Raw genomic sequence first — 13,940 nt, forward strand, 5'->3', positions numbered from 1 at the left:
CGCGAAGATGACGACGGCAGAGCCTAGCAGCGCCCGGTTACGGCGCAAAGTCAGGCCAGCGCGCGCCCGCCGAAGAACGGCGTCAGCGTGGCCGAAAGGCCATGAACGCGGTTCGAGGTGAAGATCATCTCGGCGCCGGACTGCGCGATGCCGCAGCTAGGCGCACCGAGCAGATCGGACACGCGGCGGGCGATCGCCGGCGCCGGATCGATCCAGTCGACCGGCCAAGGTGCGAGCTTCTTCAGCCGGTCGAGCAACAGCGGATAATGCGTGCAGGCGAGCACCACGGTGTCGGTGCGCACGCGCGCATCCGCTGCATCGCCGACGAAGCAGGGGGCGAGCTCGGCGAGGATGTCGCCGTCGCTGACCGGGTGACCGCCAAGTGCGCGTTCGGCGAGCGAGGCGAGCTCGGGCGAGCCGACCAGCGTCACCTCGCATCCTTGCGCGAAATCGCGGATCAGCGCCTTGGTATATTCGCGCTTCACCGTGCCCTTGGTGCCGAGCACCGAGACGCGGCGGGTCTTGGACCGCGCGCAGGCCGGCTTGATCGCCGGCACCGTCCCGACGAAGGGCAGGGAATAGGCTGCGCGTAAGTGAGACAGGACCAGGGTGGACGCCGTGTTGCAGGCAATGACGACAAGGTCGGGATCATGCGTGCCGATCAGCTCCCCCATCAGCGGCACGACGCGGGCGATGATCTCGTGCTCGCTGTGGTGGCCGTAGGGAAAGAAGGCGTCGTCGGCGACGTAGACGTAGTGCGCATCCGCTCGCGCGGCCACGACCTCACGGAGCACCGTGAGCCCGCCAAGGCCGGAATCGAACACCAGGATCGTCGGAGAATTGGTCACGTCATTACCCTAGCCCGCCATGGTTACCATTCGGTTTTTAGGGCGATTTTGCGGCGGCCCCCGCCAAGACCGCGAGGGCCGACGCCTTGTGTCCCGGATGCGCTGCAACGCCTCGTTGCGTTCCAGCGCATCCGGGACCTATGCCGCACGATTGTTCTTGGAGGCATGGGCCCCGGCTCTGCAGCGCACCACGAAAAGCGCTGCGCTGCGTCCGGGGCACGAGAGCAAGATATGGGCGCACGCCCTCTTCACATCACGTCGTCTGCGACCTCACGTGGATGCGCAGCGCTCACGCGATCCTGTTTGTCGTGGCCGCGCGCTCCGTTGCGAGCTGCTTCTGCAGGCGATCGATGTTTTGCAGCAGGCGCTGGCTGGTCAGCACCAGGAAATAATAGCCGAACTGCGGATCCTGGAAGTAGATCTCGAGTAGCCGGTCATAGGTGATCGTCAGCACCTGTCCGTCTTCGATGCATTCGACCGTGCCCGTGCGCCGGTTGTCCGGCGTGAGGAAGCCGAGCTCGCCCATCAGCGCTCCGGGCCCAATCTCGACGTTGATCTCCTTGACCAGGAACTTGCCGGTGACCGTGAGGAACATCTCCTGCGCCGGATCGCGCAGCTTGAAGAGGATGTCGCCGCGGCGATATTTGCGCTCGGTCATGAACGGCTTGAGCCATTCGATCGACATGTCGCCTTCGGTCGCATGGCGCGCCTTCTTGACCAGCTTGAGCATCTGCCGCAGGCGCAGAGCGTTGATCGGAAGCAGCAGAAGATAGAGCAGGAACGTGGCGACGTTGGCCGAGAGCGCGCCGAAAACGGCGAACAACGCGCAGCCGATCATGTTGGCGACGCGCAGGGGCACCATCGTCCGCATCAAGAGTGTGGCGACGAAGAAGCCGGCGCCGACTGCGGCGAACAAATTGGCCAACGTGATGTTATGGACGAAGATCTCCAGCAGGCGATTGAAGATCGCGTCGTAGGTAACGTTGTCGGGGTCGAGGCCCATCTGCACCAGGATTTTCGCGATCCTGAGGTTGTCCGTGGCCGCGTCGAGAATGCGGTCGAGGATCGACGAAATGTCTGCGCTGCCGGACGGCATGGTACTAACCCCACGTAAGGCATTCAGTCCTGGTCGGCACTCGTATAGCCGAAATCGGATGACGACCGCTTGAATGACGCTTCCGACCGTCGTGCCGCAAGAGGCAAATTCTAGCCTGATCGGGCGTTTCGGCAATTGCCCGTTGGTTGCGCGTCCGGCCGCAGCGGCCGTGATTCGGGGCAGCCGTGCGGGTTTCGCCGTCGCGGACCCGGCCTGGACGACCGACGCGGCGGGGGCGAGCTTCGCTTACGGCTTGGTGGCGGGCTGCACCACCTGCTGCTCGACGAGGCCGAGGCGTCCTGGCAGCGAGCCGGCGCGCAGCAGCATGGCGACGCTGTTGGCCTCTTCCAGCGTGAAGTTGCCGGAAATCTGGCCGGAGCCGCCGGTGATGGGCTCGCGAATCACGGGAGCGGAGATCACCTTGTCGTCGAGCACGATGGCAAAGGGCTTGCCGACGTTCTCTGCAGTGATATGGGCGAAGCGCCGCGTGCCGCGGCCGTTGAAGCGGAACGAGGCGATCGGCTCCTTTGTCTCGCCCGTAAATCCCGGGCCGGCATAGCTGATGTCGCCGCCCTCGAGCGCGCTGTCCTTGGCGACGAGATAAGGAAGCTTGTCCTTGAAGCCGAGCAGGACCTCCGTGCCCGCCGGCGGCGTGCCGGATTGCGCCTGCTCCGCGGACATCGAGAGATCGATCAGGCGGAAGCCGACCTTGACCTTTTTGGCAAAGATCGCGGTGACATGCTCGGGCTCCATCACGCCGGGCAGGAAGATGCGAATGCGGTCCGTCCCCTCAGGCTGGACGCTGGCAAGCTTGACGCCGGCGTCCTTGAGGCGCTGCTCGATCATGGCGATGGAATCTTCGACGAGATCGCGCAGCCGCGCGGCGGCTGCGGCATCGGTCGGCGCGAGCCTGAGCAGCCCGTCTCCGGCGTCGGTCACGGTGAGCGCATAGGCCGGCAACCCCTCCGCCGCCGAGGCGAGCTTGCGCGTGAGCTGTTCGCGGCCCTTGGCGTCCGCGATCTTCACGTCGACGCCGCCGTCGCGGATCGCAAGGCCGGAGAAAGCGATCCGGCCCTCGCGCAGGGTCTTGTAGACGTCGTCGCGCAGGTCCGTGACGACCGCCTCCCGCAGGGCGTCGGTGTCCACCTTGTAGACGATGCGCGATCCGCCCAGCTTCTCCATCTTATCGGCGATGAAGGCCGCGACCTTGACGCGTATCTTGTCGAGCTGGGTCTCGGCGCCGAGAGTGGCAGAGGGCAGAACGATCGCGGATACAATCGCGAACGCGGCGATCAGCCGTATGATGCGGTTCCGCAGGGGCGTCGTCATGATGACCTCGAGTCTTGCGGCAGGACGCTGGCGAGCGAACTCAGTGCCAGTTCTTGGTCCCCGGATTGGCCGCAGAGGTTCAAGCGCCGCTGTCGTTAGGTCATGGACGAACGCATAATCATCCATCATTCTGGTACTGCCCGGCCGGCGATCGGCCGAGGCCTCGCCGAACCAAAATATCAAAAGATATGAGGCGGGACATGCATCTGAGGGAGGACGGAATTTCATGGCGGGTATCCACGCGCTCGATCGGTTGATCGGCAACGACTATCCGGATCTTTTGACGGACGAGGAGGTCCGGGCGTTCGAGCAGGTCCCCTACGCCGACCGCGTCGCTGCCGAGGGCACCTATGACGCCATCAGGCTTGGTGCTGAGCGCAACCCCGACGGGGCGGCGATCCAGTTCCTGCAAAATGCCGATCCCGCCGACACGCCGCTGGTCGTCACGTATCGCGATTTCATCGCACGCGTCACCCAGGCCGCCAACATGTTTCATGCGCTCGGCGCGGAGAAGGGCGACGTCATCAGCTTCATGCTGCCGCTGGTGCCGGATGCCTTCGTCACGCTGTTCGGCGCGGAGGCCGCCGGCATCGCCAATCCCGTCAATCCGCTGCTCGAGCCGCATCAGATCGCCGAGATCCTGGAGGCCGCGAACACCAAAATCCTGGTGGCGCTCGGACCGATGCCGGGCACCGACATCTGGCAGAAGGTCGAGCAGATCCGCCCGCAGCTCAAGCATCTGAAGGCGGTCGTGCAGGTTTTCGGCGGCGGCGATCCGGCGAACGGCATCTTTGCCTTCAGCGACCTGATCAAGCAGCAGCCGTCGGACCGGCTCGTCAGCGGACGCCAGATTCTCGGCAGCGACATCGCCGCCTATTTCCACACCGGCGGCACCACCGGCACGCCGAAGCTGGTGCGACACACCCATGCCAACCAAGTCTATCAGGCCTGGGCGCTCAATCTGCTGCTGAAGGGGAAGCCCGGCGCCAATTTGCTGTTCGGCATGCCGCTGTTTCACGTCGGTGGATCGCTGACACAGGTGCTGACGACTTTGTCGAGCGGCGGCTCGCTGGTCGTGCTGTCGCCGAGCGGCTGGCGCAACCCGAATGCGGTGAAGAACATCTGGCAGCTCGTCGAGCGTTTCAAGCCCGAAGCGCTGTCGAGCGTGCCGACGGTGCTCGCCGCGACCCTCGCGGTGCCGCCGGGCAATGCGGATATTTCGAGCCTGAAATATGCGGCAGGTGGCGGCTCGGCGATTCCGGTCGCGGTCGGCTCGGCGATTCAGGAGAAACTGAAGCTGCCGGTGGTCGAGGTCTACGGCATGACAGAGACCTCGAGCGTGCACACGCTCGCTTACCCCGGACGGCCGATCCGGCTCGGCTCGGTGGGTCTTCCCATGCCTTATGCGCGGGTGCGCATCGTGCAGCTCGATGCCGAGGGACGCCTGATCCGCGACTGCAAACCGGACGAGATCGGTGTCGTCATCATGGCCGGGCCCGGCGTGTTCGGCGGCTATCTCAACGACGAGCACAACAAGGGCGCCTTCGTCGACGAGGTCTGGGTCAACTCCGGCGATCTCGGCCGGCTGGACGCCGACGGCTATCTCTGGATCACCGGCCGCGCCAAGGATCTCGTGATCCGCGGCGGCCACAACATCGATCCGGCGCCGATCGAGGAGATCATGTTCAGGCATCCCGCCGTCGGCTTCGCCGCGGTGGTCGGCCAGCCCGACGCCTATGCCGGCGAATTGCCGGTGGGCTACGTGCAGTTGAAGCCCGGCGCAAAGGTCGAGCCGGGCGAGCTGGAAGCGTGGGTACGCGAGCGCACGCCGGAGCGCGCGGCCGTTCCGGTGCAGGTCATTCTGATCGATCCGATGCCGGTGACGGGCGTCGGCAAGGTGTTCAAGCCGCAGCTGCGCTGGGACGCGGCCGAGCGCGTGTTCACCAAGGTGCTGGCGCCGCTGGTCGAACGCGGCATCGACTGCAGGGTGAAAGTCGGCGCCCATGGCAGTCACGGATCGATCGCGACCGTCACGCTTGCCGGCCTGCCGCCGCACCAGCGCGAGGCGATCGCGGGCGAGGTGCACGCGCTGCTTGCACCGTTCGTGATCCGCCACGAGGTCGTTCAGGCCGAGTGACGCGACATCAGGCTGGGAGCCCGCCCTTCTGACCGGAGGGCGACTCTTCGGCGCATTATCCATATCGCCGTTAGGGCCCTTTATGTGATGCGTATCACATAGGAAGCATTAGCAATCGGAGACGCTTGCGAATACTCTCGTGGACATTTGCATCCGGGGGGACGCAAGTGATTCCGTTTCGGCTATTTGCTTTGTTGATATTGGCGATGGGCCTTGCCTGTGGACCGGCGCATGCCGACCGGCGGGTGGCGCTCGTGATCGGCAATTCCGCCTACAAGAGCGCGCCGAAGCTCGGCAACCCCGTTAACGATGCCACCCTGGTCGGCGGCATGTTCAAGAAGGCCGGCTTCGATTCCGTGGACGTCAGGCTGGACCTCAGCGCCAGCGAGATGCGGCGCATGCTGCGCGAATTTGCCGGCAGGTCGCGTGATGCCGACATGGCGGTGATCTATTACGCCGGCCACGGCATCGAGCTCGACGGCAACAACTATCTCATCCCGACCGACGCCACGCTGGAGACGGATGGTGACGTGCTCGACGAGACCATCCCGGTCGAGCGGGCATTGTTCGCGGTCGAGCCGGCCAAGCAGCTGCGCCTGATCATCCTGGATGCGTGCCGCGACAATCCGTTCGCGAAGACGATGAAGCGCACGCTGGCCTCGCGCGCGATCGGACGCGGCCTCGCCAAGGTAGAGCCGACCAGCCCGAACACGATGATCGCCTTCGCAGCCAAGGCGGGATCGACCGCATCCGACGGCGATGCGCGAAACAGCCCGTTCGCCGCCGCGCTGGTCGAGCACCTGCCAAAGCCTGGCCTCGATCTGCGCAAGGCCTTCGGCTTCGTGCGCGACGACGTGCTGAAGGCGACCGGCTACAAGCAGGAGCCCTATGTCTACGGCTCGCTCGGCGGCGACGACGTGCCCCTTGTCGCGAAGCAAGCCGCGACCGGTCCGCAGGCCAACCCGCAGGATGCCATTCGCAGGGACTACGAGCTCGCGCTCCAGCTTGCGACACGCGACGCCTGGGAAGCGTTTCTCGCGCAATACCCCGATGGTTTCTACGCCAACCTCGCCAAGGGCCAGTTGAACAAGATCGGCGCCGAGGAGACGCGCGCTGCAGCCGAGCAGAAGGCCAAGGCGGCGGAGCAGGAAAAGACCAGGCTCATTGCCGAGCGCGCCCAGAAGGCCGAGCAGGAGAAGGCGGCCGCCGCGGCCAAGGCGGCCGAAGAGGCGCGGATCGCCGCCGAGAAGCAAAAGCAGATCGAGCAGGTGAAGGCTGAAGCGGCCGAACGCGAGCGCAAGGCGGCGGAGGCGGCGGCTGCGAAGGCATTGGCCGAGAAGCAGGCCGCCGAGAAAGCCAAGGCCGAGCTCGCTGCAAAGCAAGCGGCAGAGAAAGCGGAGCAGGGCGCAAAGCCGACCGCCGATCGGCAGATGCCCGAAGTCGGGAATCAGAAAGTCGCGGCGCTCTCGCCTGACCCGATCTCAACATTATCCGCAGCTGACCTCGCCAAATCCGTACAGAGCGAATTGCGCCGCGTCGGTTGTCTCACATCGACTGCGGAGGGCGAGTGGACGTCGGCCGCGCAGCGCTCGCTGACGCTGTTCAACAAATACGCCGGTACCCAGCTCGACGTGAAGCTCGCCAGCGTCGATGCGCTCGATGCGCTGAAGGCGAAGCCGGGACGGGTCTGCCCGCTGGTGTGCAATTTCGGTTTCAAGGCCGACGGCGATCAATGCGTCAAAATCACCTGCCGTGCCGGCTATCGCGTGAGTGACGACAACGAGTGCGAGAAGATCCCGGAAAAGAAGCCGGTCGCGACGCGCGAGGATTCGCGAAGGCGGGATGCGGATCGAAAGCAAACTGAGGCCGCACCGTCGGCGCCGCAGGCCTCGGGACAGATGGTCTGCGGCAGCGCGGGATGTCGGCCGGTGTCAAAAGGGTGCCGGCTAGGAACGACGAAGGCCAACAGTGGGGTCACGATAACCACGGAGCTGTGCAACTAGTGGCGTGGGAAGCCCGTTAACAGCCGTGGGTCCTCGTTGCTCAACAAGTATCACGACCCCGCCGGCATCCGCGTCTCGATCAGGCGCACCCAGAACGAGGCGCCGTGGCCCAAAATGTTGTCGTTGAAGACGTAGGCCGGGTGGTGGCACTCGTTGCCGTCGCCCATACCGACCAGCACCATCGCGCCGGGACGCGCTTCAAGCATGAACGAGAAGTCCTCGGCGCCCATCATCGGGATGAACTTGTCGTTGACGCGATCAGTGCCGACGATGTCGCGGGCGACGTCGGCGGCGATGCCTGCCTCGCGCGCATGGTTCATCGTCACCGGATACATCCGCGTGTACTTCGTCTCGGCCGAACCGCCATAGGCGCGGGCGATGCTGTCGGCGACTTCGCCGATGCGACGCTCGACGAGATCACGCACCTCGGGGTCGAGCGTGCGCACGGTGCCGGCGAGCTCGGCGACTTCAGGGATGATGTTGAAGGCGGTGCCGGAGTGGAATTGGGTGATCGAGATGACGGCCGACTTCAGCGGATCGACGTTGCGCGCGACGATCGACTGCAGCGCACCCACGATCTGCGAGCCGATCAGCACGCTGTCGACCGATTTGTGCGGACCTGCGCCGGCATGGCCGCCCTTGCCGCGGACGGTGATCTGGATGTTGTCGGAGGAGGCGAGCATTGGGCCGGGCGTGGTCGCGAAATGTCCTTCGGGCAGGTTCGGCATGTTGTGCATGCCGTAGACCTCCTGGATATTCCAGCGCGTCATCAGCCCGTCCTCGACCATGGCCTTGCCGCCGCCGCCGCCTTCCTCGGCGGGCTGGAAGATCATCACGGCCGTGCCATCGAAATTGCGCGTCTCGGTCAGGTACTTTGCAGCGCCCAGCAGCATCGCGGTGTGGCCGTCATGGCCGCAGGCGTGCATCTTGCCGGGCACCTTTGACGCGTAAGGCACGCCTGACGTCTCCATGATCGGCAGCGCGTCCATGTCGGCGCGCAGGCCGATGGTCTTGCCGGAGGCCGACTTGCGGCCGCGGATCACGCCCACCACGCCGGTGCGGCCGATGCCCGTCACCACCTCGTCACAGCCGAACTCGCGCAGCTTGTCCGCGACGATGCCGGCGGTGCGGTGGACTTCGTAGAGCAGCTCGGGGTTCTCGTGGAAGTCATGGCGCCAGGCGGCCATTTCGTCGGAGAGGGCGGCGACGCGGTTGACGATGGGCATGGGGTGATCCGTTTTTTGTTGTCGTTTGTAGGGTGGGTTAGCGTAGCGTAACCCACCACTGTTTGTCTCCGCGGGAGCGAAAGAGGTGGGTTACGCCCAGCGGACTGCGCTTCGCGCAGGCCGCAAGGCTAACCCACCCTACTACGATCCTACGCTTCCCCGAACACGCGCTTGAAGATCGTCTCGACGTGCTTGAGATGATAGCCGAGGTCGAACTGCTCCTCGATCTCGGCGTCGGTGAGATATTTCTTCACCTCACTGTCCTTCTTCAGGAGCTGGAGGAAGTCGCCTTCGCCGCGCCAGACCGGCATGGCGTTGCGCTGCACCAGCTTGTAGGCGTCCTCGCGGCTGGCGCCCTTCTGGGTCAGCGCCAACAGCACGCGCTGCGAATGCACGAGGCCGCCGAGGCGGTCGAGGTTCTTCTGCATGTTGGCGGGGTACACCAGGAGCTTGTCGATCAGGCCGGCGAGGCGCACCAGCGCGAAGTCGAGCGTCACGGTGGCATCAGGGCCCATCATGCGCTCGGCGGAAGAGTGCGAGATGTCGCGCTCGTGCCAGAGCACGACGTTCTCCAGCGCCGGCGTGACATAGGCGCGCACCATGCGGGAGAGGCCGGTGAGGTTCTCCGACAGCACCGGGTTGCGCTTGTGCGGCATTGCGGAGGAGCCTTTCTGCCCCTCCGAGAAGAACTCTTCGGCCTCCAGCACCTCGGTGCGCTGCATGTGGCGGATCTCCACCGCGATGCGCTCGATCGAGGACGCGATCACGCCGAGCGTCGAGAAATACATGGCGTGACGGTCGCGCGGGATCACCTGCGTCGAGATCGGCTCGGGCACGAGTCCCATGGCTTTCGCCACGTGCTCTTCGACGCGCGGGTCGATCTGCGCAAAGGTGCCGACCGCGCCGGAGATGGCGCAGGTCGCGACCTCCTTCCGCGCCGCGATCAGGCGCTCCTTGGCGCGCGTGAACTCGGCATAGGCATAAGCGAGCTTGAGGCCGAAGGTCACGGGCTCGGCATGGATGCCGTGGCTGCGGCCGATGGTCGGCGTCATCTTGTGCTCGAAAGCGCGCTTCTTCAGGGCGGCGAGCACCTTGTCGAGGTCGGCAAGCAAGAGGTCGGCGGCGCGGGTGAGCTGGACGTTGAGGCAGGTGTCGAGCACGTCGGAGGAGGTCATGCCCTGGTGCACGAAACGCGCCTCGGGGCCGACGATCTCGGCGAGGTGGGTGAGGAAGGCGATGACATCGTGCTTGGTCTCGCGCTCGATCTCGTCGATGCGGGCCACGTCGAAGATGGCGTCCTTGGCCTTGGCCCAGACCGTCCTGGCGGCCTCCTTGGGAATGGTCCCGAGCTCGGCGAGCGCGTCCGCCGCATGCGCCTCGATCTCGAACCAGATCTTGAACCGGGTCTGCGGCTCCCAGATCGAGGCCATTTCCGGGCGGGTGTAGCGGGGGATCATTTGACGGCTCCAGCAAGGTAGGCGGGCGGCCCCAAGGGGCTTTGCCGGCCAAAATGTTTTTTACGCCGTGATTTAGCAGAGCAGGCAGGGCGAAACAAACGGCGGGGGCGAGGTAGCGGGGGATGATTGGACCGAGCAGGCCAGCTAGCGCCCAGGCCGGCTGGGCGGTCCCCACCGGGACCTGGGCTGGGCGGCCGTAAAAAATCAGCGGTCAATCACGGATCATTGACTGACAGATATTGAAATCTGTCAGCGAGACGTGTATATCCGTTCTCGGACGCTCCGGTTGGGTGTCCCGCGACAGCCCCGGGGAGCCCGACATCCGAACCAAGCTCGGATCGGAGGGCAAATCGAAGAACGGGGGACCGCGGACGAATGGAGACTTAAGACAATGACGACCGAAATCCTCAATTTCACCGGCGTGATTGGGCATTGGCTCAATTTGCTGGTGGCGCGCCAGATCGCGGCGCAGGCTGCAAAACTGCCTCATTAAGGCATAGGCTTTCCGAACGACCGGCCAGGGCGCTTCGGAAGCAGCCCTACTGCCGGGTAACTGAGCCCCAAACGGGAACATGGTGCTGGCATGAATGAAGCCGTTATCTTGACGCCGGAGCGGATCCTCGAAGTCACCGAGGATGTGCTCAGGCGTTACGGGCTCGCCAAGGCCACCGTGGTCGACGTTGCCCGTGCGCTCGATGTGAGCCACGGCAGCGTCTATCGCCATTTCCCCAGCAAGGCCTCGCTGCGCGAGGCTGTTGCCAAGCGCTGGCTCGACCGCATCGACGCCCCGTTGCTGGCGATTGCCAAGGAGCAGGGGGCGGCGTCTGACAGGCTCGACCGCTGGCTGCGCACGCTGTTCGCCGCCAAGCGTTCGCGCGTGCTCGACGACCCCGAGATGTTCGAGACTTATCTGACCCTGGCGCGCGAGGCCTGTGCGGCCGTCAAATGTCACAAGGACACCATGATCGACCAGATCGCGGCGATCCTGACCGATGGCGTGAAGCAGGGCGAATTCGCCGTGGGTGACGTGAAGGCGACCGCGCGCGCGATCTTCGATGCGACCGTGCGCTTCCACCATCCGGCCCATGCCGACGAATGGAAGGACGCCGATCTCTCTGTGCGCGTCGATGCAACGCTCGCGCTGCTGCTGCGCGGGCTGAAGGCGGCCTAAGGCCGCAGGATAAGGCCGCAGGACCCATTCAGTCCCGGTTGCGGCCAATCAACCTTTCGTCTTGTCGAGAGCGGCGCCGTCGCGAAGCGAGGGCGAGGAGACCGCATGTCTTCGCGGGTGGAAGGCAGGATCGGACGATGGCACGACCGGCGGACTATCCGGATATGCATTGACTGCGATTTCGACGGCGTCCTTTGACCGCTTTCGAAGGCGGTAGAATGTTAGCTCCTGATCGAACATCGGGCAGCGAAAGTGGACGACGGCTGTGTCCGGCAGGCGGCAAAGTTCGTCGATGAGCTCGCCTACTGTGATGATCGGGGGATGGTCGACGGCTTTGGGGTGACCCTTACTCATGACCCTTTACTCCTTCACTGCCGTACTAACCGGAGCCGGATCGGCTCCGTTCCAATGTCGTTCAGCAGATTGAGAGGTTTCGACAAGGCAGTGTGGCAGCTTTGCTGCTAGATCCTCGTCAGCCCGCAGGTCGCGGCGAGCCGCACGAGCTGCGCATCCGTGCGCGCGCCGGTCTTCGACTTGATCAGGTAGTGATAGTTCTGCACCGTCTTGACGCTGAGATTGAGATGCGTGGCGATCTCTTCGGTGGTGGCGCCGCCGGCGAACTGGCGCAGGATCTCGATCTCGCGCTCGCCCAACTGGTCCAGCACCGAGCCGGTGGGGGACAGGCTGTCCTCGGCCAGAATATGCGCGATGTCGTCGCTCATGGCGCGCTCGCCGCGCGCCACGTTGCGGATGGCGTGCACCACGGCCGACGGTTCGCTGCTCTTGGTGACGAAGCCGGAGGCTCCGGCGCCGAAGGCGGCCTTCACCAGCACGGCTTCGTTGTGCATGGTGAAGACGAGGATCCGCGCCCGCGGGCTGCGCGCGCGGATGTTGCGGATCGCTTCCAGCCCGCTCGCGCCGGGCATCGAGATATCGAGCACGACGACATCGGGGTCGTGCGCCTTGAAGGCGCCGTAGGCATCTGCTGCGTTGTCGGCTTCCGCCACGACGCGCAGATCGCCCTGGCTCTCCAGCACGCGCCGATAGCCTTGCCGCACGATCGGGTGGTCGTCGACCAGCAGCACGGAGATGCCTGTTGCTGCAACCTCGCTCATTCCGGCCTCACGCAGCGAGCGGGATGGTGGCGGCAACGCTGAGGCCGCCGCGTGCAGGCAGGATCGACAGCGATCCGCCGGCTGCCGTGACGCGCTCGCGGATGCCGGTCAGGCCGAAACCGGACGACTGCGCCACACGGGCCGCGTCGCCGCCGCCGTCGTCCTCGACGCGGATCAGCAGCGCATCGTCCTCGCCGGCACGGCGTTCGATGCGCAAGCTGATCTCGCGCGCCGCACCGTGACGCAGCGCGTTGGTCAGGCATTCCTGTGCCACGCGATAGGCTGTGGTGGCCGCCGGGCCGCGGATGTCAGTGAGGTCACCCCTGAGATCGAGCTGGATCGTCGGCCGTGCCGCGCTCTGCGAGCGCCAGCTGTCGACGAGATTGACGAGGCTTGCCTCGAGCCCGAGCTCCTCGGGCAGGGGATTGCGCAGCCGCTTCAGCGCGTCGCGCAGCGAAGCCATCAGATGATGGGTGGCCTGCGAGATCATGCGCGCATCCTGTGCGATCCCGGTGGCCTTGTTGTCCTTCGTGCTCGCTGCTTCGATTGTGTTGGCGAAGGCGAGAATGGCGGAGAGATTCTGCCCGAATTCGTCGTGCAGCTCGCGGGCGAGGGCGCGGCGTTCGTCGTCGCGGATCTCGATCAGGCGCCGCGTCAGCGCGGCGCGCTGTTCGGTGGCTTCCTCCAGCCGGCCGCCGAGTTCGCCGACGGCGCTGCCGATCATCGCCAGCTCCATCGAGCGGAAGCGCGGCAGCTTGGTGCGATATTGACCGCGCGCCATGCGCTGCAAGGCGGTCACAATCGCGCGCGCAGGCGCCAGCGCATGTGCGATCGCCAGCGACGCCAGCAGCGCAATCGCCGCCGCCATCAATAGCGCGACATCGATCACGTTGAGGATGTACTCCCAGGCCAGCGAGACGGCCGCCGCGCCGTCCGGCGTCGCGACAACCGTCCCGGCGGCCGCCGCGCGGGGGCTGACAGGCCGTACCGCCTCGGCATGGCTGCCGAGGATGGTGGGCACAATGGCGGCGAACCAGCGCGGCGGCGTCTTGCCAAGCCCCTCGCTCTGGCCGCAGAGCGGCTTTTCGAATGCCGCGGCCGGCTGGAACTCGACGCAAACGCCGGGCGAAATCAGCTTCATCGTCTCCAGCGTGCGCCAGTCCGTAACCGGCAGAAGATGCTCGCGCGCTCTGCTGCTGCGCAACAAGAGCTCGCGCCAATACAGTGCCTGTAGCGCCTGCGCGACCCGCTGCGCCGAGGCCGCAGTCGCCCGATCGACGCTGCGATAGGCGTCGAATGTGGCCCACACGGTGGCGGCTCCAAGGCAGAGCACGACGATGAGCAGCAGACGGGCGACAAGCTGAAGCACGAGGCGCATGCGATCACCCCCGACATTTGGTAAGGTCAGCCTAACAACGCCGCCGCGGCTTGCCAATTGCTTTGCCAATTGCAGGAGTGGGCCGGATTGCAGCTCGGGCAAATTTCCCAAGCCGGATTGGGCATGGGTCTTTGGACCGGGCGCGGCGGCTTTGATCTAATCGGGCAGGAATCTTCCTAG

General features: G+C 65.3%; 11 protein-coding genes. 3 read left to right on the top strand and 8 right to left on the bottom strand.

Translation table 11 applies throughout. From position 1 onward, the window contains the following. Positions 1-50: 50 nt before the first annotated feature. The 3 genes from murI to ACVIIV_RS20265 all read right to left on the bottom strand — a co-directional run bounded on the left by murI (position 51) and on the right by ACVIIV_RS20265 (position 3,273). Positions 51-848: a glutamate racemase gene (gene murI / locus ACVIIV_RS20255; protein ID WP_456745735.1), complete on the bottom strand. Its 798-nt coding sequence runs from the start codon at positions 846-848 to the stop codon at positions 51-53. 289 nt (positions 849-1,137) lie between these two features. Beyond that, positions 1,138-1,944, bottom strand: coding sequence for a Crp/Fnr family transcriptional regulator (locus ACVIIV_RS20260; RefSeq protein WP_456745736.1), 807 nt, complete (start codon positions 1,942-1,944; stop codon positions 1,138-1,140). Positions 1,945-2,190: 246 nt separating this feature from the next. After that, positions 2,191-3,273, bottom strand: a complete 1,083-nt coding sequence (locus ACVIIV_RS20265) for a SecDF P1 head subdomain-containing protein (protein ID WP_456745737.1) — start codon at positions 3,271-3,273, stop codon at positions 2,191-2,193. A 226-nt stretch (positions 3,274-3,499) separates the two neighbouring features. Here ACVIIV_RS20265 and ACVIIV_RS20270 point away from each other — a divergent pair, with 226 nt between their 5' ends. Both ACVIIV_RS20270 and ACVIIV_RS20275 read left to right on the top strand, forming a co-directional pair. Beyond that, on the top strand, positions 3,500-5,410 hold the full coding sequence (locus tag ACVIIV_RS20270) for an acyl-CoA synthetase (protein WP_456745738.1): 1,911 nt from the start codon (positions 3,500-3,502) through the stop codon (positions 5,408-5,410). A 206-nt stretch (positions 5,411-5,616) separates the two neighbouring features. Beyond that, positions 5,617-7,413, top strand: a complete 1,797-nt coding sequence (locus ACVIIV_RS20275) for a caspase family protein (RefSeq protein ID WP_456745739.1) — start codon at positions 5,617-5,619, stop codon at positions 7,411-7,413. A gap of 50 nt (positions 7,414-7,463) precedes the next feature. On the opposite strand, the gene ACVIIV_RS20280 is transcribed toward ACVIIV_RS20275, so the two are convergent. Together ACVIIV_RS20280 and purB are read right to left on the bottom strand one after the other, a co-directional pair. Next, on the bottom strand, positions 7,464-8,639 hold the full coding sequence (locus ACVIIV_RS20280; protein WP_456745740.1) for a M20 aminoacylase family protein: 1,176 nt from the start codon (positions 8,637-8,639) through the stop codon (positions 7,464-7,466). Between the two features lie 149 nt (positions 8,640-8,788). Then, complete coding sequence (gene purB, locus ACVIIV_RS20285) at positions 8,789-10,096, bottom strand: adenylosuccinate lyase (RefSeq protein ID WP_456745741.1); 1,308 nt, start codon at positions 10,094-10,096, stop codon at positions 8,789-8,791. A gap of 583 nt (positions 10,097-10,679) precedes the next feature. On the opposite strand from purB, the gene ACVIIV_RS20290 reads away from it, so the two are divergent. Continuing rightward, on the top strand, positions 10,680-11,267 hold the full coding sequence (locus tag ACVIIV_RS20290) for a TetR family transcriptional regulator (RefSeq protein ID WP_456745742.1): 588 nt from the start codon (positions 10,680-10,682) through the stop codon (positions 11,265-11,267). Positions 11,268-11,315: 48 nt separating this feature from the next. On the opposite strand, the gene ACVIIV_RS20295 is transcribed toward ACVIIV_RS20290, so the two are convergent. The 3 genes from ACVIIV_RS20295 to ACVIIV_RS20305 all read right to left on the bottom strand — a co-directional run bounded on the left by ACVIIV_RS20295 (position 11,316) and on the right by ACVIIV_RS20305 (position 13,760). Continuing rightward, positions 11,316-11,621, bottom strand: coding sequence for a hypothetical protein (locus tag ACVIIV_RS20295; protein ID WP_456745743.1), 306 nt, complete (start codon positions 11,619-11,621; stop codon positions 11,316-11,318). Positions 11,622-11,728: 107 nt separating this feature from the next. Further along, positions 11,729-12,382: a response regulator gene (locus tag ACVIIV_RS20300; RefSeq protein WP_456745744.1), complete on the bottom strand. Its 654-nt coding sequence runs from the start codon at positions 12,380-12,382 to the stop codon at positions 11,729-11,731. Between the two features lie 7 nt (positions 12,383-12,389). Next, on the bottom strand, positions 12,390-13,760 hold the full coding sequence (locus ACVIIV_RS20305) for a sensor histidine kinase (protein ID WP_456745745.1): 1,371 nt from the start codon (positions 13,758-13,760) through the stop codon (positions 12,390-12,392). Positions 13,761-13,940: the final 180 nt, after the last annotated feature.

This window comes from Bradyrhizobium sp. USDA 4354, assembly GCF_054060315.1.

Bases quoted from the DNA above. Each gene is read 5' to 3' on its own strand.
- ACVIIV_RS20260 (WP_456745736.1), bottom strand. From the start codon at position 1,944: ATGCCGTCCGGCAGCGCAGACATTTCGTCGATCCTCGACCGCATTCTC.
- ACVIIV_RS20265 (WP_456745737.1), bottom strand. From the start codon at position 3,273: ATGACGACGCCCCTGCGGAACCGCATCATACGGCTGATCGCCGCGTTC.
- ACVIIV_RS20270 (WP_456745738.1), top strand. From the start codon at position 3,500: ATGGCGGGTATCCACGCGCTCGATCGGTTGATCGGCAACGACTATCCG.
- ACVIIV_RS20275 (WP_456745739.1), top strand. From the start codon at position 5,617: ATGGGCCTTGCCTGTGGACCGGCGCATGCCGACCGGCGGGTGGCGCTC.
- ACVIIV_RS20280 (WP_456745740.1), bottom strand. From the start codon at position 8,639: ATGCCCATCGTCAACCGCGTCGCCGCCCTCTCCGACGAAATGGCCGCC.
- purB (WP_456745741.1), bottom strand. From the start codon at position 10,096: ATGATCCCCCGCTACACCCGCCCGGAAATGGCCTCGATCTGGGAGCCG.
- ACVIIV_RS20290 (WP_456745742.1), top strand. From the start codon at position 10,680: ATGAATGAAGCCGTTATCTTGACGCCGGAGCGGATCCTCGAAGTCACC.
- ACVIIV_RS20295 (WP_456745743.1), bottom strand. From the start codon at position 11,621: ATGAGTAAGGGTCACCCCAAAGCCGTCGACCATCCCCCGATCATCACA.
- ACVIIV_RS20300 (WP_456745744.1), bottom strand. From the start codon at position 12,382: ATGAGCGAGGTTGCAGCAACAGGCATCTCCGTGCTGCTGGTCGACGAC.
- ACVIIV_RS20305 (WP_456745745.1), bottom strand. From the start codon at position 13,760: ATGCGCCTCGTGCTTCAGCTTGTCGCCCGTCTGCTGCTCATCGTCGTG.